Origin of the sequence: Anaeromonas gelatinilytica (assembly GCF_016820635.1) — a bacterium.
Lineage (GTDB): Bacteria > Bacillota > Clostridia > Tissierellales > SIT17 > Anaeromonas > Anaeromonas gelatinilytica.
Window position 1 is genome coordinate 122243 of sequence record NZ_WSFU01000119.1, and the last position, 22279, is coordinate 144521.

At 26.7% G+C, this 22279-nt stretch carries 24 protein-coding genes; 1 reads left to right on the forward strand and 23 read right to left on the reverse strand.

Features of this window, described 5'->3' with window-relative positions; translation table 11 throughout:
- Positions 1-3: 3 nt before the first annotated feature.
- The 6 genes from GOQ29_RS10755 to GOQ29_RS10780 form a co-directional block, all read right to left on the reverse strand.
- Positions 4-468, reverse strand: a complete 465-nt coding sequence (locus GOQ29_RS10755) for an ATP synthase subunit B family protein (protein WP_203372654.1) — start codon at positions 466-468, stop codon at positions 4-6.
- Positions 469-471: 3 nt separating this feature from the next.
- The gene (gene coaD, locus GOQ29_RS10760; protein ID WP_203372655.1) at positions 472-951 is read right to left on the reverse strand and encodes a pantetheine-phosphate adenylyltransferase; all 480 of its coding nucleotides are present in this window, start codon (positions 949-951) and stop codon (positions 472-474) included.
- A 4-nt stretch (positions 952-955) separates the two neighbouring features.
- Complete coding sequence (gene rsmD, locus GOQ29_RS10765; RefSeq protein WP_350446014.1) at positions 956-1537, reverse strand: 16S rRNA (guanine(966)-N(2))-methyltransferase RsmD; 582 nt, start codon at positions 1535-1537, stop codon at positions 956-958.
- 278 nt (positions 1538-1815) lie between these two features.
- Positions 1816-3873 carry an ATP-dependent DNA helicase RecG gene (gene recG, locus GOQ29_RS10770; RefSeq protein WP_203372657.1) on the reverse strand — a complete coding sequence of 686 codons (2058 nt, stop codon included), beginning with the start codon at positions 3871-3873 and terminating at the stop codon, positions 1816-1818.
- A gap of 112 nt (positions 3874-3985) precedes the next feature.
- Positions 3986-5614 (reverse strand): DAK2 domain-containing protein, encoded by a 1629-nt coding sequence (locus tag GOQ29_RS10775; protein ID WP_203372658.1) that lies wholly within the window; start codon positions 5612-5614, stop codon positions 3986-3988.
- Between the two features lie 18 nt (positions 5615-5632).
- Positions 5633-5989, reverse strand: coding sequence for an Asp23/Gls24 family envelope stress response protein (locus GOQ29_RS10780; protein ID WP_203372659.1), 357 nt, complete (start codon positions 5987-5989; stop codon positions 5633-5635).
- A 220-nt stretch (positions 5990-6209) separates the two neighbouring features.
- Between GOQ29_RS10780 and rpmB the strand changes: the two genes are divergently transcribed.
- Positions 6210-6401 carry a 50S ribosomal protein L28 gene (gene rpmB / locus GOQ29_RS10785; protein ID WP_203372660.1) on the forward strand — a complete coding sequence of 64 codons (192 nt, stop codon included), beginning with the start codon at positions 6210-6212 and terminating at the stop codon, positions 6399-6401.
- A 47-nt stretch (positions 6402-6448) separates the two neighbouring features.
- On the opposite strand, the gene GOQ29_RS10790 is transcribed toward rpmB, so the two are convergent.
- The 17 genes from GOQ29_RS10790 to GOQ29_RS10870 form a co-directional block, all read right to left on the reverse strand.
- Entirely contained in the window at positions 6449-6628 is a 180-nt protein-coding gene (locus tag GOQ29_RS10790) for a hypothetical protein (protein ID WP_203372661.1), read from the reverse strand.
- Positions 6629-6710: 82 nt separating this feature from the next.
- Positions 6711-7355, reverse strand: a complete 645-nt coding sequence (locus tag GOQ29_RS10795; protein WP_203372662.1) for a thiamine diphosphokinase — start codon at positions 7353-7355, stop codon at positions 6711-6713.
- A 52-nt stretch (positions 7356-7407) separates the two neighbouring features.
- On the reverse strand, positions 7408-8058 hold the full coding sequence (rpe, locus tag GOQ29_RS10800; RefSeq protein ID WP_203372663.1) for a ribulose-phosphate 3-epimerase: 651 nt from the start codon (positions 8056-8058) through the stop codon (positions 7408-7410).
- Between the two features lie 2 nt (positions 8059-8060).
- Positions 8061-8936: a ribosome small subunit-dependent GTPase A gene (rsgA, locus tag GOQ29_RS10805; RefSeq protein ID WP_203372664.1), complete on the reverse strand. Its 876-nt coding sequence runs from the start codon at positions 8934-8936 to the stop codon at positions 8061-8063.
- A gap of 11 nt (positions 8937-8947) precedes the next feature.
- A complete protein-coding gene (pknB, locus tag GOQ29_RS10810; protein WP_203372665.1) occupies positions 8948-10894 on the reverse strand; it encodes a Stk1 family PASTA domain-containing Ser/Thr kinase in 1947 nt (648 codons plus the stop codon).
- Positions 10895-10906: 12 nt separating this feature from the next.
- A complete protein-coding gene (locus GOQ29_RS10815) occupies positions 10907-11647 on the reverse strand; it encodes a Stp1/IreP family PP2C-type Ser/Thr phosphatase (RefSeq protein ID WP_203372666.1) in 741 nt (246 codons plus the stop codon).
- Between the two features lie 17 nt (positions 11648-11664).
- Complete coding sequence (gene rlmN / locus GOQ29_RS10820) at positions 11665-12696, reverse strand: dual-specificity RNA methyltransferase RlmN (protein ID WP_203372667.1); 1032 nt, start codon at positions 12694-12696, stop codon at positions 11665-11667.
- A gap of 55 nt (positions 12697-12751) precedes the next feature.
- Complete coding sequence (gene rsmB, locus GOQ29_RS10825; RefSeq protein WP_203372668.1) at positions 12752-14092, reverse strand: 16S rRNA (cytosine(967)-C(5))-methyltransferase RsmB; 1341 nt, start codon at positions 14090-14092, stop codon at positions 12752-12754.
- Positions 14093-14188: 96 nt separating this feature from the next.
- Positions 14189-14938, reverse strand: coding sequence for a DUF116 domain-containing protein (locus GOQ29_RS10830; protein ID WP_203372669.1), 750 nt, complete (start codon positions 14936-14938; stop codon positions 14189-14191).
- Positions 14939-14954: 16 nt separating this feature from the next.
- Complete coding sequence (gene fmt / locus GOQ29_RS10835; RefSeq protein ID WP_203372670.1) at positions 14955-15887, reverse strand: methionyl-tRNA formyltransferase; 933 nt, start codon at positions 15885-15887, stop codon at positions 14955-14957.
- 6 nt (positions 15888-15893) lie between these two features.
- A complete protein-coding gene (gene def, locus GOQ29_RS10840; protein WP_203372671.1) occupies positions 15894-16340 on the reverse strand; it encodes a peptide deformylase in 447 nt (148 codons plus the stop codon).
- Between the two features lie 10 nt (positions 16341-16350).
- Positions 16351-18831 carry a primosomal protein N' gene (gene priA / locus GOQ29_RS10845; protein ID WP_207750698.1) on the reverse strand — a complete coding sequence of 827 codons (2481 nt, stop codon included), beginning with the start codon at positions 18829-18831 and terminating at the stop codon, positions 16351-16353.
- Between the two features lie 106 nt (positions 18832-18937).
- Positions 18938-20119, reverse strand: a complete 1182-nt coding sequence (coaBC, locus tag GOQ29_RS10850; protein WP_203372672.1) for a bifunctional phosphopantothenoylcysteine decarboxylase/phosphopantothenate--cysteine ligase CoaBC — start codon at positions 20117-20119, stop codon at positions 18938-18940.
- Positions 20120-20132: 13 nt separating this feature from the next.
- Complete coding sequence (gene rpoZ / locus GOQ29_RS10855) at positions 20133-20342, reverse strand: DNA-directed RNA polymerase subunit omega (RefSeq protein ID WP_203372673.1); 210 nt, start codon at positions 20340-20342, stop codon at positions 20133-20135.
- A 3-nt stretch (positions 20343-20345) separates the two neighbouring features.
- Entirely contained in the window at positions 20346-20948 is a 603-nt protein-coding gene (gmk, locus tag GOQ29_RS10860; protein ID WP_203372674.1) for a guanylate kinase, read from the reverse strand.
- 13 nt (positions 20949-20961) lie between these two features.
- Positions 20962-21222 (reverse strand): extracellular matrix/biofilm regulator RemA, encoded by a 261-nt coding sequence (gene remA, locus GOQ29_RS10865; protein ID WP_484477081.1) that lies wholly within the window; start codon positions 21220-21222, stop codon positions 20962-20964.
- Between the two features lie 22 nt (positions 21223-21244).
- Positions 21245-22126, reverse strand: a complete 882-nt coding sequence (locus tag GOQ29_RS10870; protein WP_203372676.1) for a YicC/YloC family endoribonuclease — start codon at positions 22124-22126, stop codon at positions 21245-21247.
- Positions 22127-22279: the final 153 nt, after the last annotated feature.

Below are 22279 nucleotides of genomic sequence, written 5' to 3' on the forward strand. Positions count from 1 at the left end.
CCTTTACATCTCACTCAACTCATTTCTATTTTCTTCTAATGTTTTAATCAGTGTTCCTATTTCTTTTTCAAAAGATGCTAATTCTCCTTGAACTGTTTTTAATAATTCATCAGCATACTCTTTAGCACCTAATCGTATATCTTTTGCATTATTTTGTGCCTTTGAAATTATCTCATCTGACCTTTCTTTTGCTTTTTTAGTTATTTCATCATTCTCTATCATTTCCTCTATATGTAACTTAGCTTCATTTATAATTGTTTCCGATTCTTTTTGTGCTTCAGCCAATATTCTTTGTCTTTCTTCTCTAATCCATTCTGCCTGTTTAATTTCATCTGGCAATTTAATTCTTATTTCCTTTATTATTTCCAATAATTCATGTCTATCAACTAGAGATTTACCTGATAAAGGTATTGTTGAACTTTCTTCTAAAATATCTTCAATCTCATTTAATAATTTTAATAAATCCATTTATTATTCCTCCTTTATTTTTTCATTTATAGCTTTTTCTACTATATTAGGTACTAATTGTTTTATATCTCCATTAAATCTAGCAACTTCTTTTACTACACTTGAACTTACAAAAGAATATTTATTGCTTGTCATCAAAAAAATTGTTTCTATATTTTTATCAAGCATTGAATTGGTATGAGCCATTTGAAATTCATATTCAAAATCTGAAATAGCTCTTAAACCTTTTATTATAATTGAAACATCTTTTTCTTCTGCATAATCAATTAATAATCCTGTAAAACTATCGATCATTACATTATTTATATCTTCAGTAGTTTTCTTTAATAATTCTACTCTTTCCTTCACATCAAACATTGATTTTTTTGATGGATTATTAAGTACAGTCACTATAATTTTATCAAATTTTTTACTGGCTCTCTTTATGATATCTAAATGTCCATATGTAACTGGATCAAAACTGCCTGGATATATTACTGTCATTTTACTACCTCCCTATACTTAAAAAAGAAATACTTGTATCTCCATAATTTCTTGTATTTATATGATATTTACTACTAAATTCACTTAAATCTAGTTTTTTTTCATGTTCTACAATTACCAAAGCATCTTTAGCTAATAAATTATATACATCTATAAAATTTAAAGCCTTTTTAACTAAGTCTTTATTATAAGGAGGATCTAAAAAAACATAATTAAATTTTATATTTTTATTTCCTAAAACTCTTAATGCCTTATCATATGTAGTTCTATAGATTTCAGATTTCTTATTTAATTTAGTTTTCTTTATATTTTCTAATATAACTTTGTAACTAGAAATATTAACATCAATAAAATAACATTTTTCTGCTCCTCTACTTAAAAATTCTATTCCTACATTACCACTTCCAGCAAATAAATCTAATACCAATGAATTACAATCTATATCTCCAATAATATTAAATAAATTTTCTTTTATCCTATCAGTAGTAGGTCTAGTATTCATTCCTTTAGGAGCCTTTAATTTATGCCCTTTTGCAATTCCTGTTATTACTCTCAATTTAATTCCTCCACTGTTTAATAATTTTATTTTAGCATATTATACTTTTACTTACAAAGTTTAATTAAAAATTATGAATAATTTTGTTGAAAATAGTGTAAGATAACTAAGTAGTAAAATCTATTCCCCTTTTACTATACCTTCATCTATCACTAAACCCTTTCATAACTAAATACTATACGACAAAATCTATTAATATTAATTTAAAGATTTATAAATCAATAAAATAAGGATTTTAAAATAAAGAAAGATTATATAATCTTTCTTTATTTTTTTCTCTTTTACTTATTTTAACCAAAATAAATATATCAATTAATAGATATATTTTTTAATTTTTCATTAATTAATTTATCTACTCTATTTCTTATCCTTATATTTTTAGGTAAATTTAACGTAGAATCTTCATGCAAAAGATTTTCTGCAACCTTTTGCGCCATTTTAAGTATTTTTATATCAGTAAATATATTTGCTATTTTCAAATCTGGCAATCCATGTTGTCTGGTACCAAAAAACTCTCCAGGTCCTCTTAACTCTAAATCTTTTTCTGAAATAACAAAACCGTTCGTTGTTCTTTCCATTATTCTCATTCTTTCCCTAGCAATTTTATTATTACATTCATTTATTAAAATACAAAAAGATTTATATTCCCCTCTACCAACTCTACCTCTTAGTTGATGTAATTGAGCTAATCCAAATCTTTCAGCATTCATTATCACCATAATATTTGCATTAGGTACATTTACCCCAACTTCAATAACTGTGGTAGATACCAATATATCAAGCTCCCCATATTTAAATCTATTCATAATATCTTCTTTTTCTGAGGATTTCATTTTCCCATGTAATAATCCTATTTTATAATTATTTTTATATACTTCATTTATTTCTTCATATATTTCTGTAGCAGATTCTAAATCTAAGCTTTCCGATTCTTCTACTAAAGGACAAACAATATAAGCTTGTCTTCCCTCTTCTATCTGTTTTTTAACAAATTCAAATACTCTTGCCTTTGCTCCACTATTAACAGCATAAGTATCTATTTTTTTTCTTCCTGGTGGTAATTCACCTATTATAGATATATCTAAATCTCCATAAAGAATCATTGCTAAAGTTCTTGGTATTGGAGTAGCAGTCATTACTAACACATCTGGTGCAATACCTTTATCTGATAATTTTGCTCTTTGTCTTACTCCAAACCTATGTTGTTCATCTGTTATAGCTAATCCTAATCTTTTAAATTCCACACCATCTTCAATTAATGCATGAGTTCCAACTAAAATATCTATATTACCTTGTTTAGATTCTTGTAAAATTCTTAATTTTTCTTTTGAACTTAAACTTCCCACTAACAATTCACATCTAATACCAAAAAATTCTAATAATTTATTAATCTCATCATAATGTTGAGTTGCCAAAATTTCTGTAGGAGCCATCATAACTGATTGATAACCTGAAACAGTAGATTTCAACATAGCTAATATTGCAATAATAGTTTTCCCTGATCCAACATCACCCTGAACTAACCTATTCATAACTTTAGTAGACTCCATGTCCTTCTGTATTTCTTTAAACACTTTTAACTGAGCTGAAGTCAGTTTAAAAGGAAGAGTATTAATAAACTCTTTACTTCGATCTTGTATATTAAACTTAATTCCTAATTTATTATTTTGCAACTTAGACTTAATTAAAAGTAGACCTAACTGTAATATAAGGAATTCCTCAAAAACTAATCTATATTTAGCACTTTTATATGCATCTCTATCAATTGGAAAATGTACATTTTTAAAAGCTTCATCTATAGAAATTAGATTTAATTTTTCTCTCATTGTCAAAGGAAAAATTTCTTCTACTTGATCTAAATAATTATTAAGACTATATTTAACTATCTTTATCATTTCATTGTTAGAAATCTTGTTAGTCAATGAATATATTGGTACAATACTTCCCACCTTAGATTTATCATTTCCTTTAGTATATATAGGATTTTGTATTTGGATTTGACCATATGATATATTTACTTTCCCATTTACTTTAATTTTATCTCCAATTTTAAGATTATTACTGATATAAGATTGGTTAAAATAAACTAAATAAGCCAATCCAGTTTCATCTTTTACAGGTATTTTTGTAATAGTTATACCTTTTTTAGGTCTTAATGTTACTGCTGAACCAGAAATTTGTACACTTAAAGTAACTTTTTCTCTATTTTCACAATTTCTAATCTTTTTTATACTCTTTCTATCTTCATAACTTCTAGGAAAATAAAATAAAATATCACTTATTGTTTTTATATTTAATCTCTTAAGTCTTTCAGCTTTTTTAGGCCCTACTCCTTTCAAATATTGGACAGAATCCGATAGATTCATATAACCACCTCTTAATTTTAAGAAACAATATTTTCAATATCTATATATTCCTTCATCAAATATATAATATTTTTATACTATTTAGAAAAAGGAGATAGTAAACTATCTCCTCCTATTCCACAGATATTAGATAATAATATAAAGGTTGACCTCCAAAAACAACTTCAATATCAAGGCTTTCAAATTCTTCTTCTAATAGCTCAGCTAATTCATTAGCATATTCCTCTTTAATATCTTCTCCATAAAATAATGTTATTATATCATTATCTTCATTTATAGATTCTCTTAATAATTCCAATGCAACAGTATTTATATCTTTACCTACAGCCTTTATATCCCCATCAGAAATTCCTATAATATCATCTTGCTTAATTTCCTTATCATTTATACTTGTATCTCTTACTGCATAAGTTATCTGACCTGTCATTACATAAGCTATGGATTCTTTCATGTTTTCAATATTATCTTCAATATCTAATTCTTCATCAAAAGCTAATAATGCAGAAATTCCTTGAGGAATAGTTTTTGTTGGTACTACTTCAATATTTCTTTCACTCAATTCTTTTGCTTGGTTTGCTGCTAATATAATATTACTGTTATTAGGTAATATTATAATATTCTCTCCAGCTACTTTATCAATAGCTGATAAAATATCTTCTGTACTTGGATTCATAGTTTGTCCACCAGAGATAATATGATCTACATTTAAATCAGTAAATACACTTTTTATTCCTTCTCCCATAGAAACAGCAATGAAACTATACTTTTTAGATTTCGATTTCTTTTTCTCAGTATCTTCATTCTCTTCAATCAAATTACTTCTATGTTGATACCTCATATTATCAATTTTTATATCAATTAATTCACCAATTTTTAATGCTTCTTGTAAGACTTTCCCTGGATTATTAGTATGAATATGAACCTTTATAATCCCTTCTGATCCAACCACCAACATTGAATCACCATGTCTTGATATTTTATTCCTAAACACATTTGGATCATAATCAGTATTATTAATAATAAATTCTGTACAATATCCAAATTTTATTTCACTATCTTCTGTAGCTTTTTTATGAATTTTTTTTCCTTCTTTTTCAAAATCTATATCATTTATTATAACTTCTTTTCCAGTTATAGCCTCTAATGCACCTTTAAGTATATAAATAAGTCCTTTTCCCCCAGCATCAACAACTCCTGCTTCTTTTAATACATCTAACATATCTGGAGTTCTCTCTAATACATCTTCTCCTTGTTCTATTACTTTTTCTAAAAATAATTGTATATCATCTTCAATTTCAACTAATTCAAGAGCTTTTTCTGCAACTTCCCTTGCAACCGTAAGTATTGTACCCTCAATAGGTTTCATAACAGCTTTATAAGCTGTATCAGAAGCTAATTTAAACGCATTAGCAATATCTGCTATATTTAGTTGCTCTTTATTTTTTAACCCATTTCCAAATCCTCTAAGTAATTGAGATAATATAACTCCTGAATTTCCTCTAGCTCCCATTAAAGAACCACTGGAAGCTGCTGAAGCTATAGACTCTATTGTGTTATCACTATTATTTCTTATATGTTTTATTGCAGACTGCATAGTAAGGGACATATTAGTACCCGTATCTCCATCTGGTACAGGAAATACATTCAATGAATTTACTACTTCCTTATTTTTATCCAATTTATTTGCAGCATTAATAAATGCTTTTTTTACAATGATACTTTCTAAATATTCAACTTTCAAAACCACTTCCTCCTAACACTATTTTTGAACTCTTACACTCTGTACATGTACATTAACTTTATCCACTTCCATCCCAGTAAGATTTTCTATATTATATTTAACCTTATCAATTATATTATTAGCTACTACGGAAATCTTAGTTCCAAATTGAACTACTATATATAAATCAATAGTTATTTTGCTATTATCACTATAAACTTTTACACCTTTAGTTAAATGCTCTTTTTTTAATAATTCAACTAATCCATCCTTTGCATTCTTTATTGCCATACCTACAAGCCCATAACACTCCATAGCTGCCATTCCAGCAATAGAAGCTAATACATTATCATCAATATTAATGTTACCATATTTATTATTAATTTTTCCAGGCATCACTTAGCCTCCTTTTAAACTTTAGTATATATATATTTTATCCTATTATTACCTATTCTTCAACTTATCATTCTCTTTAACTATTTACCCATATCTAATAATATAATCAAAATTAAATAAAATTTCAACATTTTATTGCAAATACATTTAAATTTATGATAAAATATTGATGTTTATATAAATAGCTTCTTGAACCAAAGGAAGTTAGGAGGTGTTTTAAATGGCTAAATACTGTGAAGTATGTGGAAAAGGTAAAGTAAGTGGAAATAATGTAACATTCTCAAAGCGTCATAATAAAAGAACTTGGAGTCCTAATATTAAAAAGATAAAGGCAATAGTAGACGGCACGCCTAAAAGAATATATGTATGTACAAGATGTTTAAGATCTGATAAAGTTCAAAGAGCTTTATAATACATTATGGCTTCCAAAAGGAAGCCATTTTATATTCTTTATGTAATTTACATCATTCTAAAAAAAGTCCAGCCTAATAAAATACATAATATTCCTAGAATAATTAACCAAAAAGTCACTGGAATAGCCTGTATAATTATTATCGTTCCAACTACTCCTAAGATAATTCCTAATATTTTATAATATTTTTTTTTATGATAATAACCTCTTCTATTAAACTTCTTCATATCCTCAGTCCTCCTAATAATAGGATGTTATATTTCATTATATTAATATTTAAAATTTATGTTACAAAAAAAAGGACTATAATTAGTCCTTTGATAAAATAATTAAGCCCTTACCCGATTTTATTTTAATGATACCTTTATCATTTACAAGCTTATTACTGATTCCTCTAGTAGAAGATATTTTTAAATTCAAATCATCAATATCGTATTCAAATCCTTTTAATTTTATTCCTTTTAAATCTTCTAATATAGGCAATATAGACACGTACTCAAATCTATTTTTTGTAATAATCATCTCTTTGTTCACTACAAAAATTTCGTTTTTATCATTAATAATTCTTGCGTCAATTCCTTTTTCTATTAAATTAAATAACAACATAATATTTCCTAGCGAATGATCTATCCTAGTGCCTAAAACACCTATTAATTTTAATTCATCTATATGATTATCTAAAGCACAATCAATAGCTAACTCTAAATCTGTTTTATCCTTTTCAGGAGGAAAAGAATAAATAGTAATATTAGTATCTTTATAATAATTCAAAATAAAAGGATTTAAAGTATCAAAATCTCCAACTAAAATATCAGGTAATACATTTATATCATATAAATATTTACCTCCTCCATCTGCTGCAATAATAATATCACAATCATTAATCAAGTCCATTACCAATTCTTCATCTAAAAATTCTCCTCCACCGACTATCAGACCTTTAATATTTATCACCCCTCTATTTTTAAGAGAATTAAGTCCTTATCATAAAGATAAGAGCTTAATTCTATAATATTTTTTTATATTTTATTGTTTCTAATTTTATATCTTCAGACCCAAATATACCTGAACCCACAACAAATACATTTGCTCCCCAATTCCTAACTTCTTCTATATTATCAAGTTTAATACCTCCATCAACTTGAATTTCTATATCTAAATTTTTTTCCTCTATAATTGATTTTAATTTAGTCACTTTATTTTTCATTTCTTTAATTATACTTTGACCACCGAATCCAGGATTTACTGTCATAATTAATATCATATCTAAATTTCCAAGTATATGTTCTATCGTTTCTACGGGAGTAGATGGATTTAAAGATACTCCTGCTTTTATACCATAACTTTTTATTTCTTGTATAGTTCTATGAAGATGTATCGAAGTTTCTTGATGTACTGTTAATATATCGGCACCTGCTTCTACAAAATCTTTAATAAACCTTTCAGGCCTATCAATCATAAGATGTACATCAAAAGGTTTATCTGTAATCTTCCTTAATTTCTTTATAACAGGAGCTCCAAAAGTTATATTAGGAACAAATATTCCATCCATAACATCTAAATGAATATAATCTGCCCCTCCTTCTACAGTTTTCATTATCTCAGATTCCAAATTACTAAAATCTGCAGAAAGTATTGACGGTGAAATTTTATACATATTTAATACCTCCTAAAATTCTTTATCTCATTTAAAACCATTAGATAATTATTATATCGTTCTTTACTAATTAAATTTTCTTCAACCGCATTTTTAACTGCACAGCTTGGTTCCTTATCATGCTTACAATCGTTAAACCTACAATTCCCACTATATTTTACTATTTCAGGAAAATAACTTTCCAACTCGTCTTCCTCTAAAAAATCAATATTTAAAGAACTAAATCCAGGTGTATCAACTATCCATCCACCAAAATTTAGCTCCATTAACTTAGTACTTCTTGTAGTATGCTTTCCCCTCTTAGTTTTCTCACTTATTTCTCCAATTTTTAATTTTAAATTAGGTTGTACAAAATTAAGTAAGGAAGATTTACCTACTCCAGATGGCCCTGCAAAAACCGAAATCTTATCTTTTAAAACTTTCTTTAATTTTTCAATTCCATGAATCTTTTTTGTACTAGTATTTATAATCTTATATCCTGTATCTTTATAAATACCATTTATATGCTTTAATTTGTCTTCATCAATAAGATCAATTTTATTAAAGCATATAATAGGATTTATATTTTCTTTCTCTGATAATAAAAGAAACCTATCTAATAACCATAAATTTGGAAAAGGATCTTTTACTGCAAATACTATTATAACTTGATTAACATTTGAAACCGCAGGCCGTACTAATACACTATCTCTATCTTCTATCTCCATAATATAACCCATATTATCTATTTCATTTAACTCTATTATTACCCTATCCCCAACTAAAGGTTTTATTTTTTTCTTTCTAAACAATCCCCTAGCCTTACATTTATATAATCCTTCATTTGTTTTCACATAATATAATCCACCAATTCCTTTTATGATTATACCTTCTAACATATATCGACCTCCTAGAATTCTACTTCTTTAGAACTTGCTTTTTCACCATCATAATAAGCGGTAATAATCATGGTACCTTGACCTGTAATAGAAATTGATGGTGTTTCTCCTTCCGAAGTATTATGCGTGTCTTCATATACTAATTCTCTTTTCCCATTTTGCTCTTTATAAATTTGAACTTGAACATCTCGATCTTCATCAGATTCAGGTAATGTAAATTTAAAACTTTTTGTTACTGGCTTTGGATCTGGTTTTGGATCCGATTTTGGTTCAGAACCTTTACTTATACTAATATTTACTGACTTTCCTTCTTCTATTTCTTCTCCTGACGCATGACTTTGTTTAAATATAATACCTTCTGGTACTTCATTATTATACTCATACTCTATTTCACCTAATTTCAAATTATAAGCTGATAAACTATTCTTTGCTGAATCAACATTAGATCCAATCAATGTTGGAACGGTAGTAAGTTTAACTTCTGGTCCTTTACTAATAACATAATTAACTTTACTTCCTTTCGCTATTTCTTCACCAGCTTCTGGTGATTGCCTAATTACTATATTGACTGGCAAATCACTAAATTCTTCTGTTACTTCTCCCTCTTCTAAATCTACATCGTTTAAAAGTATCTTTGCATTATTATAATATTGTCCAATTATTTTAGGTATCTTTACTAATTCTATACCTTTACTTACAACAACTTCGATTACATTTCCTACAACAACAGTTCTTCCTTCTTCTTTATTCTGACTCATTATTAAACCTTCGTCATATTCTTCACTAAATTTTTCTTCTACAACTAATATTTCTAATCCTAATTCCTCTGCTTTTGCTTCAGCTTCTTTTAAAGTATCTCCAACAAAATTAGGAACCTCTACCTCATCATCACTTGAATTCTTTTGTAAAATTAAAAATCCACCTACTGCTCCTGCAGTCACTAACAATGCTAATAAAATAGCTAATATAGCAGTCCACTTTTTACTTTTCTTTTTTTGGGGTTTTTTCTTTTTTTTGGGTTTTTTCCTTTCTAAGGAAGGCTCTTTCTTTTCTTCATCTTTAACATTATTATTATCAATAATTGGCATAACTTGTGTTGGACTATCTTCAAAATTATTCATAATGATTACATCTTCATCTAAGTTATTCTTAGCTAATTCCAAATCCTTCAATAACTCTTCAACATTCTCATATCTTAATGATTTTTCTTTTTCCGTAGCCTTTCTTATGATTTTATCTATATTCAATGGAATAGAATCATCTAATTCTCTTGGAGACTTTAATTCATCTTGAATATGCATTAAGGCTACAGAAATTGGACTTTCTCCATTAAAAGGTAATTTTCCTGTTATCATTTCATACATGACTATACCCAATGAATAAATATCAGATTTGACATCCGTATATCTTCCTTTAGCCTGCTCAGGAGACGAATAATGGACTGAACCCATCATACTATTAGTTTGGGTAATAGTGGAGCTTGTTACCGCCCTAGCTATTCCAAAATCGGTTACTTTAATCTGACCCTCCTCTGTGATCATAATATTATGGGGTTTTATATCTCTATGAATAATATTATTTTTATGAGCATTATTAATAGCCTTAGCTATATTGATAGAAATTTTTAACATTTCTAATGGACTAAGTTTCCCTTTATTTTTTATATGTTGTTTTAATGTAATACCATTTATATATTCCATTACAATATAATAAATATTATCTTCTACTCCAACATCATAGATATTTACAATATTAGGATGAGATAGACTTGCAGCAGATTGAGATTCTCTATTGAATTTTTCAATAAACTCCTCATCATTCACAAATTCTTTTCTCAATACTTTTATTGCCACGTATCTATTTAACAAATTACATTTAGCCTTATATACTAAAGCCATACCTCCGCCGCCAATTTTTTCAATAATCTCATATCTATTACCTAATGTTTTTCCTATCATAATATCTCCCCTTTATTCCTTATCAACCTTGATTATTATAACTGTAGAGTTGTCATATCCTCCATTATCATTTGCATGATTAATAAGGTTATCACATATATTTTGAATATCATTAAATTCTTCTATATATTCCATAATTTTAGCTTCACTAACCAAATTAGTTAATCCATCTGTACATAATAATATAACATCATTTTCTTGAATATGATAATTATATATATCAATTTTAACATTCTCATCAGTACCTAATGCTCTTGTAATTATATTTTTTTGTGGGTGATTAATAGCTTCTTCCTTTGTTATCGTACCATTTTTTACTAACTCTGCTACTAAAGAATGATCTTCTGTTATTTTAATTATATTATTATTTTTAATAATATAAGCTCTACTATCTCCTATATTACCTATAAATAACTCATCTTTAAATATACATCCCATAGTTACAGTTGTACCCATTCCTTTATATGATTCATCCTCTATAGCAGCTTTATATATTTGTTCATTACTTAATTCCAATGTATGTCTAATAAAATTTTCAATAGACAATTTTTCTTCTGAAAGTTTATTTAAATAAATTTCAGAATTATTCTTTATTACATCGATTGCAATATCACTAGCTATTTCTCCGCCATTATGTCCACCCATTCCATCTGCTACTGCAAAAACAGGTAAGTTATCATTATAATTTATATAATAAGAATCTTGATTTGTCTCTCTCACCTTTCCCACATGAGTACATCCTCCATATTTCATAGAAACCCCCCTAATATTTATAATTTCATCATATAGTCACTTTTTAATTGTCCACAAGCAGCATTAATGTCTGAACCCATTTCTCTCCTAATTGTCACATTAATCCCCTTCTGTACCAATAAATCTTTAAATTCTTTCGCATAATTTGATTTAATTAGCTCACTTCCCTTTATAGGATTTAATGGGATAATATTCACATGACATAACATTCCTTTTAATAATTTAGATAATTTATATGCATCCTCCTTCTTATCATTTATATTATTTATAAGTGTGTATTCAAAAGTTACTCTTCTATTTGTTTTTTCTATATAGTATTTTGTAGCATCTATTATTTCTTCTATACTATATTTATTAGCAATAGGCATTATTCTCTTTCGTTCTTCATTAGAAGAAGAATGCAGTGATATTGACAATGTCATCTGAAGGTCTTCTTCTGCAAGCTTATATATTTCTGGAACTAGTCCACAAGTTGATAATGTTATATTTCTAATACCTAAATTTTGCCCATCACTACTATTTATTAATTTTATAAACTTAATCACATTATCATAATTATCTAACGGTTCACCAGATCCCATTAATACAATATTATTTATTTCTTCATTTATATCTTTCTTTATTTTATAAACTTGGTCTAAAATTTCAGAAGAACTTAAATTTCTTACTAATCCTTCCTTCGTAGATGCACAAAAATCACAGCCCATTTTACAACCCACTTGTGTAGATAAACATAAAGAGTTTCCATGTTTATACTTCATTCTTACACTTTCAATTATATTATTATCTTCTAATAAAAATAAATATTTTATTGTATCATCTAATTTAGATTCAAATTTTTTTAATAATTTAAGATTACCTATATAATATCTATTATCTAATTTATCTTTTAATTGACTAGAAAATACAGTTGTTTCATCCAATTCATTTATTAATTTCCCATGAATCCATTTAAATAACTGCTTTGCTCTAAATGATTTTTCATCTATACGAATCATTATATCTTCTAATTCTTTAATATCAAACGACTTTAAATCTAATTTTTTCAAATATATTCTCCTAACTAAATTCTTTTTCAAATATTATATCATATTTAATTATTATTTATATATTTCTCTTTAATTTTGCAATAAAGAAACCATCAGTTCCATGTATATTAGGAAATAATTCTATATAACCTTTTTTTAATGTTTCATTACTTTTCATTTCAACATTCTTTATTTCTTCTAATGAATAATTATTATTCATTAGAAGAAATTTATTTATAATATTTAAATTTTCTTTTTTATTTATAGTACATGTACTATAAATAAGAATACCTTGAACTTTCACATATTGTGATGCATTCTTTAAAATTTCCAATTGCATTTCTACTAAAATATTTAAATCTTTTATATCTTTATTCCATCTTATATCTGGCTTTCTTCTTAATAAACCTAATCCAGAACATGGTGCATCAACTAAACAATAGTCTACTTTTTCTTTCATTTTATTATCTAATTTCAAACCATCAAAATTTTCAGTATCAATTATATCAATATCTAATCTTGTAGCATTTTTATTAATCAAATCTAATTTATGATTAAATATATCCCTAGATATTATTTTACCTTTATTTTTCATTTTCTCAGCTATATGAGTAGCCTTACCACCAGGACCACTACAAATGTCTAATACTGTACTTCCTTCTTCAGGATTCATTATTTGAGCTACTAACATTGAACTCTCATCTTGTATACTAAAATATCCTTCTTTAAATTCTGTCAACTCTGTTATATTTCTAGGATTGTTGATTATTAAACCATCCTGTGCATATTTAGTTTTCTCTGCTGAGATACCATGTTTTGATAAAACTTCAATTAAATTATTTCTATTAATTTTTATCTTATTTACTCTTATATTCAAAGAAGGTTTTTCATTATTTGATTTTAAAAGTCTTTCTGTAAAATCTTCTCCAAAATCATTTATGAATTTTTCTACGATCCATTTAGGATGAGAGTACTTTATAGAAAAATAATCTATAATATTATTATTTTTATCAGGTAAAAAATCCTTATCTTTATTTCTCACAACATTTCTTAATATTCCATTTACATATCCAGAAAGTCTTTTCTTATTAAAAATTTTTGTTAAATTAACAGATTCATTACAAGCAGCTCTATCAGGTATATTATCTACAAAACAAATTTGATAAATACCAATCCTCAAAATTTGTAATATAATATTATTTATTTTTTTATAATTAGTATTTGAATAATTTTTAATTATATTATCGATATAAAGTTTATTTTCTAAAACTCCATAAACTAATTCACGAATAAGATTCTCATCCCTTATATCTTTAACTCTTTTGACCCTCTTTTTTATTTCAATATTAGAAAATGATTTTGATTCATCTATTGAATTTAATATTTCTACTGCAATTTTCCTAGCATTGTAACTCATATAATTCCTCCCATCACTATTATATATTCTTTTCTAATTATTTAATTTTAATACTTTTACACCTAAAAAAAAAGGGGACCCCCCTTTAGAATTTTATTATTCACCTTTTATAAAAAATTTAATTGCATCTTCTAATTTTTCTATGCTTACTTTAGTATTTATACATGGTCCATTAGGTCTGTCATTCACAACTCCTATCACTGGTAATCCCCTTACATCACTAATTCCACTAGATAAATCCCTTTCACAAGCAACAGCAACAATAGCCTTAGGTTTTGTTTCCTTAATCCATTTTCTTGCTAATGTGCCTCCAGTAGCTACTGCAACATTTACATCATACTTATCTTTAAGCTCTATAATTTTATGTATATCACATTTGCCGCATTTCCTACAATTATCTATATCGTTAGTTATTTTAAATTGACATTCCGACCATTGAAGACAATGAGGTAGAAGTATTAATAACTCTTCTGGCTTTAGCTTTACATTCTTTGATTGAATTAAAAGATTATTTATCTTGGTATATATTAACCTAATTTTATTTTTATCTATTTTAGTTATCTTAGTTATCGTAAGTACTAAAGGATAATACAGAGATACAGAATAATATAAAATCTTAGACTCTATATTATTTAAATTATTCTTTTTAAATAATTTTATAATCAATATAATAATCAATAATATATTTATAATTACCAATGAAAACACAAATGTAACTAACAATATAATACTATTTATTAATGTAGTGTTATTTGTAAATCCAATATATAAACTACTTATTAAAATAGCTAAGGTTATTAATACAATATAAGATAATACTAATATAAAACTTTTTTCTTCTTTCATCTTATCACATCCAAGTTTAATTACTTAATTTTTTCCCTGTCTCAATAATATTCCCCTTTATATATTCTGCTACCTGCATTTTTTTCTTCCCTGGAAATTGAATCTCTTCAATTATTATTGTACCATTATCTACCTTTACAAATATACCTTCATCATTCACCTTAACAATTTCTCCGTTTACACCACTATGAATTTCATTTGAAATATTAACTTTATATATCTTAAATTTTTTCTTATCATAATAACTATATGCACATGGCCAAGGGTTCGTTCCTCTTACTAAATTCATAATTTTCTCTTTTGAACTATTCCAATTAATCTTTCCTAAAGTTTTATCAATCATTGGAGCATAAGAAGATATATCATGATTTTGTTTTTTAGGAATTATTGTATTGTTCTCTAATTTTTCTAATGTATCAACGATTAAACTAGCACCCATAATCATCAATTTATCATGAAGTTCTTCTGCTGTCATAAATTTATCTATTAAAATCTTCTCTTTTAAAAGCATATCTCCCGAATCAAGACCTTTTTCCATTAACATAGTAGTTATACCTGATTCTTTTTCTCCATTTATAATAGTCCAATTTATTGGAGCAGCTCCTCTATATTTAGGTAAAAGAGAAGCATGTATATTTATACATCCATATTTAGGTATATCTAAGATATCTTCTTTTAAGACTTGACCATAAGCTATTACAACAATTACATCCGGATTTATTTTTTTTATTCTATCTACACTCTCTTCATTATTTACATTATCAGGTTGGTAAACTTCCAAACTCAATTCTAACCCTTTGCTCTTAACAGGGGTAGGAAGTAATTTTTTCCCCCTACCCTTTGGTTTATCCGGTTGTGTTATTATTAATTCTATATTGTGTCCTTCATTATATAGCCTTTCCAACGAAGGAACTGCAAAATTTGGCGTACCCATAAAGATTATATTCACTACAATCTACTCCTCTTCTTCCATTTTATCCGTATATAATATTCCCTCTAAATGATCTGTCTCATGACATAAAGCTCTAGCTAAATACCCTTCTCCTTCTATAATTTTTTCATTTCCTTCTACATCCATATATTTAACCTTTACTCTTTCTGGTCTTTTTACTTTTCCAGATTTATTAGGTATACTTAAACATCCTTCTACATCTATTACTTCTCCTTCTTTATATATAACCTCTGGATTAATTAATTTTATTGGTCGTCCTCCTATATCTATAACTACTAATCTTTTTAAAATGCCAACTTGAGGAGCAGCTAAACCAACTCCCTCTTCTTTATACATTGTATCTAACATATCATCTAGCAAAGTAAGTAATCTATCATCTATTTTTTCAACTTTCCTACATTTTTTTCTTAGAATTGGATCCTCTACAAACCTTAATTGTCTAATTGCCATTTTTTACCTCCTAAATAACTGAATTTGGATTAACATCTATACTTATTGTTATATCATCAATAGGTATATTATATTTATTATTTATACATACCCAATAAATAATATTCTTTATCATATTTAAATCATTATCATTAGCCTTTATTAAAATTTGCCATCTATATTTATTTTTTATCTTAGTAATAGGCGATGGTGTAGGACCTATTATATTATTTTGAATATCAAAATCCTTATTTTTATATTCTATATTTTTTATTATAACATTTGAAACTTCTTTTGTAATCTTTTCTAATAATTTTTGACTTACACTAGAAAATACAATAGACATTATATTAGTAAAAGGGGGATAATTAAATGCTTTTCTTAATTTAATTTCTTCTTTATAAAAGCCCTTATAATCATGATTCTTTGCATGAATTATACTATAATGTTCAGGATCATAAGTTTGAATTATTACATTACCTTCATCTTCTCCTCTACCTGATCTACCTGAAACCTGAGTAATCAACTGAAAAGTCCTTTCCGGTGCTTTAAAATCTGGAAGATTTAAAGTCAAATCAGCTGCAACCACACCTACTAAAGTAACATTTGGAAAATCTAAGCCTTTAGAAATCATTTGAGTTCCTACTAATACATCAATTTCCTTCATCCTAAATCTATTCAATATTTCCTCATAACTATTTTTTTTACCAGTAGTATCTAAATCCATTCTCTCTACTTTGTTATTGCAAAATTCTCGTTTTATTATCTCTTCAACTTTCTGTGTCCCAATACCAAAAAACTTTATATATTTGCTCCCACAATTTGGACATACATTGGGGGGTTTTTTGGCAAAACCACAATAATGACATTTAAGCCAACCTTCATTTTTATGATAAGTAAGTGTTATTTCACAATGAGGACACTTTTCTACATATCCACATTCCCTACAAGAAACAAAAGTAGAAAAACCTCTTCTATTTAAAAATAATATAATTTGTTTTTTATTTTCTAAAGTATTTTTGATTTCATTATATAATTCTTCACTCATAATTGATTTATTACCTTTTTCAAGTTCATCTCTCATGTCTATAACTTCAACTTTAGGCATTTTTTGATTATTAGCTCTTTTATTCATTTCTATTAACTTATAAATACCCTTACAAGCTAAATAATATGAATCTATAGATGGAGTTGCTGAACCTAAAACTAATACTGAATTTTCTAATTCACATCTTTTTTCTGCTACTTTTATTGCATCGTATTTAGGATTCATACTAGACTTATAACTACTTTCATGTTCTTCATCTATAATAACGATTCCTAAATTCTTAAAAGGAGCAAATATAGCAGACCTAGCTCCTATAGCTATATCTACTTTTTCTTCTTTTATCTTTCTCCATTGATCATATCTTTCCCCCAAAGAAAGTCTACTATGAAGAATAGCTATCTTCTTACCAAATCTACTAACAAACCTTTCTACTGTTTGTGGAGTCAAAGAAATTTCTGGTATTAATACTATTGCTTGTTTACCTTTTTTTAATACTTTTTCAATCAACTGTAAATATACTTCAGTTTTACCACTACCTGTAACCCCATGGATTAAAAATTTATCATTTCTCTCTTTCATTATACTATTATATATAATCTCATAACAATTTTTCTGTTCTTTAGTAAGTATTTTATTGTTTGTTCTTTTAAATTCTTTATTTAATACTTCTCTTATTACTTCTTTATCCACTACTTTTATTAATTTCTTATCCTCTAAGGCTTTTATCGATGAACTACTGGAATTAGTCTCCTTTATCAATTGTGATAATTTTATTGTTTTTTTATCTTCTAAAAACATGATAATTTCTTTTTGTTTGTATGCTCCATTACTTATATTTTTTAATATTTTTGGCATACTCTCATTATCAAATTCCTTTATAATAAATTTTTCGGATTTTCTATTAACTTCCTGTTCTATTCTATGTTCAACTTTAATAATTCCTTTATTTACTAATGCTTTTATACTGCTATGAATATTTTTAATATTTAATTCGTTATTTAATTTCTCAAATGATTCTTCATTATTTTCCATCAAATATTTCAATATCTTTTTTTGATTATTGGAATTAATTTTTTTTATCTTCTCTACAGTAAAATCATTTATAGAAATATACTTTTTTACTTTTTGAGTTATGCCAGAAGGCATAATTGTCTTAAATACTTCAATATATTGTGCTAAATATTCCCGTCTCATCCATATTCCTAATTCTATTAATTCTTCAGAAATAATAGGATCTTTATCAATCAAAGCAATAATATCTTTCAATTTCTTTTTATCAAAATTTATCGATTCTTTTATATTAATTATTAAACCTTGTACTGTTTTATTTCCTCTTCCAAATGGAACCATGACTCTCATACCAATATTAACTCTTTTTATCATATTTGAAGGTATTTTATATGTAAAAAGAATATCTGTCTTAGAGCTCTGATTATCTACAATTACTTCTGCATACAAACCCATATATATCAGCCTCTCCAAATTTTCTATATATATTATATCAAAACTTTATTAAATATTTTCAAAACAATATCATAAAAAATTGAAGCCAACTACTAGCTTCAATTTTTTATTTAATATTATCTAATATTATTTTAGCTAAATTTTTCTTACTCATTAAAGGATATTCTTTTTTCTTGCCAGAATTATTAAATATTATAACTTTATTAGTATCTCCTTTAAATCCAGCACCTTCCTCTGCAATATTATTTGCTACTATCATATCAAGATTTTTATTTTCCATTTTATTAATTGCATATTCTTCAATATTCTCTGTTTCTGCTGCAAATCCTATAATTATTTGACTATCTTTTATCTCTCCACACTTCTCTAATATATCAGGATTTCTAGTTAATTCTATATGCATAGATCCTTCTGATTTTTTTATTTTATTCTTATTATATGATATAGGTTTATAATCAGAAGGAGCAGCAGCCTTGATAAGTATATCTGTAGATTTAAAGTATTTTATTGTCTCTTCATACATTTCTTCGGTACTTGTTACATTTATAATATTTATACCTACAGGTTTTAATAATTTTGTAGGACCACTAATTAATGTAACATTTGCCCCTCTATTTTTTGCTTCTTCAGCAATACTGTATCCCATTTTCCCACTAGAATGATTACTAATATACCTAACGGGATCAAATGCTTCTATCGTAGGTCCCGCTGTTATTAATACTTTTTTACCTTCAAGATCTTTTTTTTTATTAAAATGATCAATTACATATTTAACAATATATTCAGGATCAGCTAACTTACCTGGTCCTATATCTCCACAAGCAAGTCTTCCTTCCTCAGGAGATATAAATTCATAATCTAATTCCTGCAATACTTTCATATTATTTTTAAATATTGGATTCAAATACATTTGAGTATTCATTGCTGGAGCAAAAATCACTTTTGCTTTTGTAGCCATTATTGTAGTTGTTAACATATCATCTGCAATTCCATTAGCAACTTTACCTATAACATTAGCCGTTGCAGGAACTATTAAAAATATATCGGCTTTTTTTGCTAAACTTATATGTTCAATATCCCAATTAACAGGCTCTTTAAACATGTCTACTGTAACATGATTTTGTGACATTGATTGAAATGTTAATGGAGTAACAAATTTAGAAGCCGAATCAGTCATTATAACATCAATATTAGCATTTAACTTTTTCAAACGACTTACTACATCAACAGCTTTGTATACTGCTATGCCACCTGTAACTCCTAAAACTATATTTTTATTTTTAAGCATTAAATTTCACTCCCTACTTAGCACTTAAAATATCTGATCTTGTATAAGTTACTTTATCTTCTGCAATTTCATGCAATGCAATAGATACTGGTTTTGTAATCTTCACATCGACAAGCGGCTCCTTACCATCCACTAATTGTCTCGCTCTTTTTGATGCTAATAATACTAATGTATATCTACTATCTACCTTTTTTAACATGTCGTTTATTGATGGATATAACATTTTCTATACCTCCTTTATATTATCAATAATATCTTTTTTTCTATTCACTTTACATTTTTCAGCTTTAATAATAGCTTTAATATTATCAACTGCTGAATCTACTTCATCATTTAACACACCATAATCATATTTAAATACATATTTTAACTCTCTATATGCAGCATCAAGCCTTTTTAACATTGCTTCTTTTGTCTCGGATCCTCTTTTTTCTATCCGTTTTTTTAATTCTTCCATTGATGGTGGAAGTATAAATATAAATACACCATCAGGATATATTTCCTTTACAGAAAGAGCTCCTTGAATATCAATTTCTAATAAAACATCCTTACCTTCTTCCAACATATCTAATACATATTTCTTAGGGGTACCATAATAATTTCCATAAACCTCAGCATACTCTAAAAACTCATTTCTTAATAACATTTCCTTAAATTCATTCTTTGAAATAAAAAAATAATTTTTCCCATCAACTTCCCCTGTTCTTGGTTCTCTTGTAGTGGCAGAAATTGATATGTTTAAATCTATTTCTTTCAATAATTCTTTACATATAGTTCCTTTACCAGCACCTGAAGGTCCTGAAACTACAATTAATAATCCTTTAGGCATCAAAGTCTCCTTCCTATTCTTTAATATTATCATATTCTATTTTATTATCTAACCTATGAGCTACTGTTTCTGGTTGAATAGCAGATAAAAGAACATGATCACTATCAGTAATAATAACTGCTCTAGTTCTTCTACCATAGGTTGCATCTATTAGCATCCCTCTATCTCTAGCTTCTTGCACAATTCTTTTTATAGGAGCAGACTCTGGGCTAACAACAGCTATGACCCTATTACCAGATACTACATTACCAAAGCCAATATTGATCAATTTTATTGTCACAGATATTACCTCCTAACTACTCAATATTCTGTATTTGTTCCCTTATCTTTTCTAATTCACTTTTAATTTCAACAACATTATTTGTGATTTCTATGTCTCCAACTTTAGAACCCATAGTATTTGCTTCTCTATTCATTTCTTGTACTATAAAATCTAACTTTCTACCAACGGAGTCTTTTGATTCTAATGTATTAATTAATTGTTCAATATGACTATATAATCGAACAATTTCTTCAGTTATACTTGATTTATCTGCAAAATATGCTACTTCATTTGCTAATTTCATATCATCAATCTCAACAGATTCATCTAAAATAGATTTTATTCTATCTTCAAGCTTTTCCTTATATTCCTCTACCACAATAGGTGATTTTTTTTCTATTTCCTTTACCAAAGATTCTATGTATTCCGATCTTTTTATAATATCTTCAGCCAATTTCTTACCTTCTTTTATTCTCATATTATAAAGATTTTCCAAAGCTTGATTTAAAGCAATTGACAATACATTCCAAATAACATCCTCTTCATCTTTTTCTTTTTCCACATTAATAACATCAGGATATTTTATTATCTGATCTAGAGTTACTAATGTGTTTAAATACAACTCTTTATTTAATAACTCCAAAGCATTCTTATATGATTTTGCTAAGTCCATATCAACCTTTACATCTAAATTTGATGTTTGTAAATTTTCTAAGTTTATATAAACCTCCACTCTACCTCTTTTAATTTTTTCCTTTATTCTATTTTTAATATTTTCTTCTAAATATGAAAAATGTTTAGGCATTCTAACTATTACATCATTATACCTATGATTAACAGATTTAATTTCAACTGTAAATTTTCTTATTCCATCATCATTTTCTCCTCTACCAAACCCAGTCATACTTTTAATCAAATTATCATCCTCCTAAATATTATAATCAATTTTACCATAAATTAGACTAAAGTCAATTTTTAGAAATAGAAGATATCTTCTACTAAATTACACATCTAATATTTATCCCTTATCCTTATAAAAAACTCTATCAATCATTAAAGTAAATTACAA

Bases quoted from the DNA above. Each gene is read 5' to 3' on its own strand.
- GOQ29_RS10755 (WP_203372654.1), bottom strand. From the start codon at position 468: ATGGATTTATTAAAATTATTAAATGAGATTGAAGATATTTTAGAAGAA.
- coaD (WP_203372655.1), bottom strand. From the start codon at position 951: ATGACAGTAATATATCCAGGCAGTTTTGATCCAGTTACATATGGACAT.
- recG (WP_203372657.1), bottom strand. From the start codon at position 3,873: ATGAATCTATCGGATTCTGTCCAATATTTGAAAGGAGTAGGGCCTAAA.
- GOQ29_RS10780 (WP_203372659.1), bottom strand. From the start codon at position 5,989: ATGCCTGGAAAAATTAATAATAAATATGGTAACATTAATATTGATGAT.
- rpmB (WP_203372660.1), top strand. From the start codon at position 6,210: ATGGCTAAATACTGTGAAGTATGTGGAAAAGGTAAAGTAAGTGGAAAT.
- GOQ29_RS10790 (WP_203372661.1), bottom strand. From the start codon at position 6,628: ATGAAGAAGTTTAATAGAAGAGGTTATTATCATAAAAAAAAATATTAT.
- rpe (WP_203372663.1), bottom strand. From the start codon at position 8,058: ATGTATAAAATTTCACCGTCAATACTTTCTGCAGATTTTAGTAATTTG.
- rsgA (WP_203372664.1), bottom strand. From the start codon at position 8,936: ATGTTAGAAGGTATAATCATAAAAGGAATTGGTGGATTATATTATGTG.
- pknB (WP_203372665.1), bottom strand. From the start codon at position 10,894: ATGATAGGAAAAACATTAGGTAATAGATATGAGATTATTGAAAAAATT.
- GOQ29_RS10815 (WP_203372666.1), bottom strand. From the start codon at position 11,647: ATGAAATATGGAGGATGTACTCATGTGGGAAAGGTGAGAGAGACAAAT.
- rsmB (WP_203372668.1), bottom strand. From the start codon at position 14,092: ATGAGTTACAATGCTAGGAAAATTGCAGTAGAAATATTAAATTCAATA.
- GOQ29_RS10830 (WP_203372669.1), bottom strand. From the start codon at position 14,938: ATGAAAGAAGAAAAAAGTTTTATATTAGTATTATCTTATATTGTATTA.
- def (WP_203372671.1), bottom strand. From the start codon at position 16,340: ATGGCAATTAGACAATTAAGGTTTGTAGAGGATCCAATTCTAAGAAAA.
- priA (WP_207750698.1), bottom strand. From the start codon at position 18,831: ATGGGTTTGTATGCAGAAGTAATTGTAGATAATCAGAGCTCTAAGACA.
- coaBC (WP_203372672.1), bottom strand. From the start codon at position 20,119: ATGCTTAAAAATAAAAATATAGTTTTAGGAGTTACAGGTGGCATAGCA.
- rpoZ (WP_203372673.1), bottom strand. From the start codon at position 20,342: ATGTTATATCCATCAATAAACGACATGTTAAAAAAGGTAGATAGTAGA.
- gmk (WP_203372674.1), bottom strand. From the start codon at position 20,948: ATGCCTAAAGGATTATTAATTGTAGTTTCAGGACCTTCAGGTGCTGGT.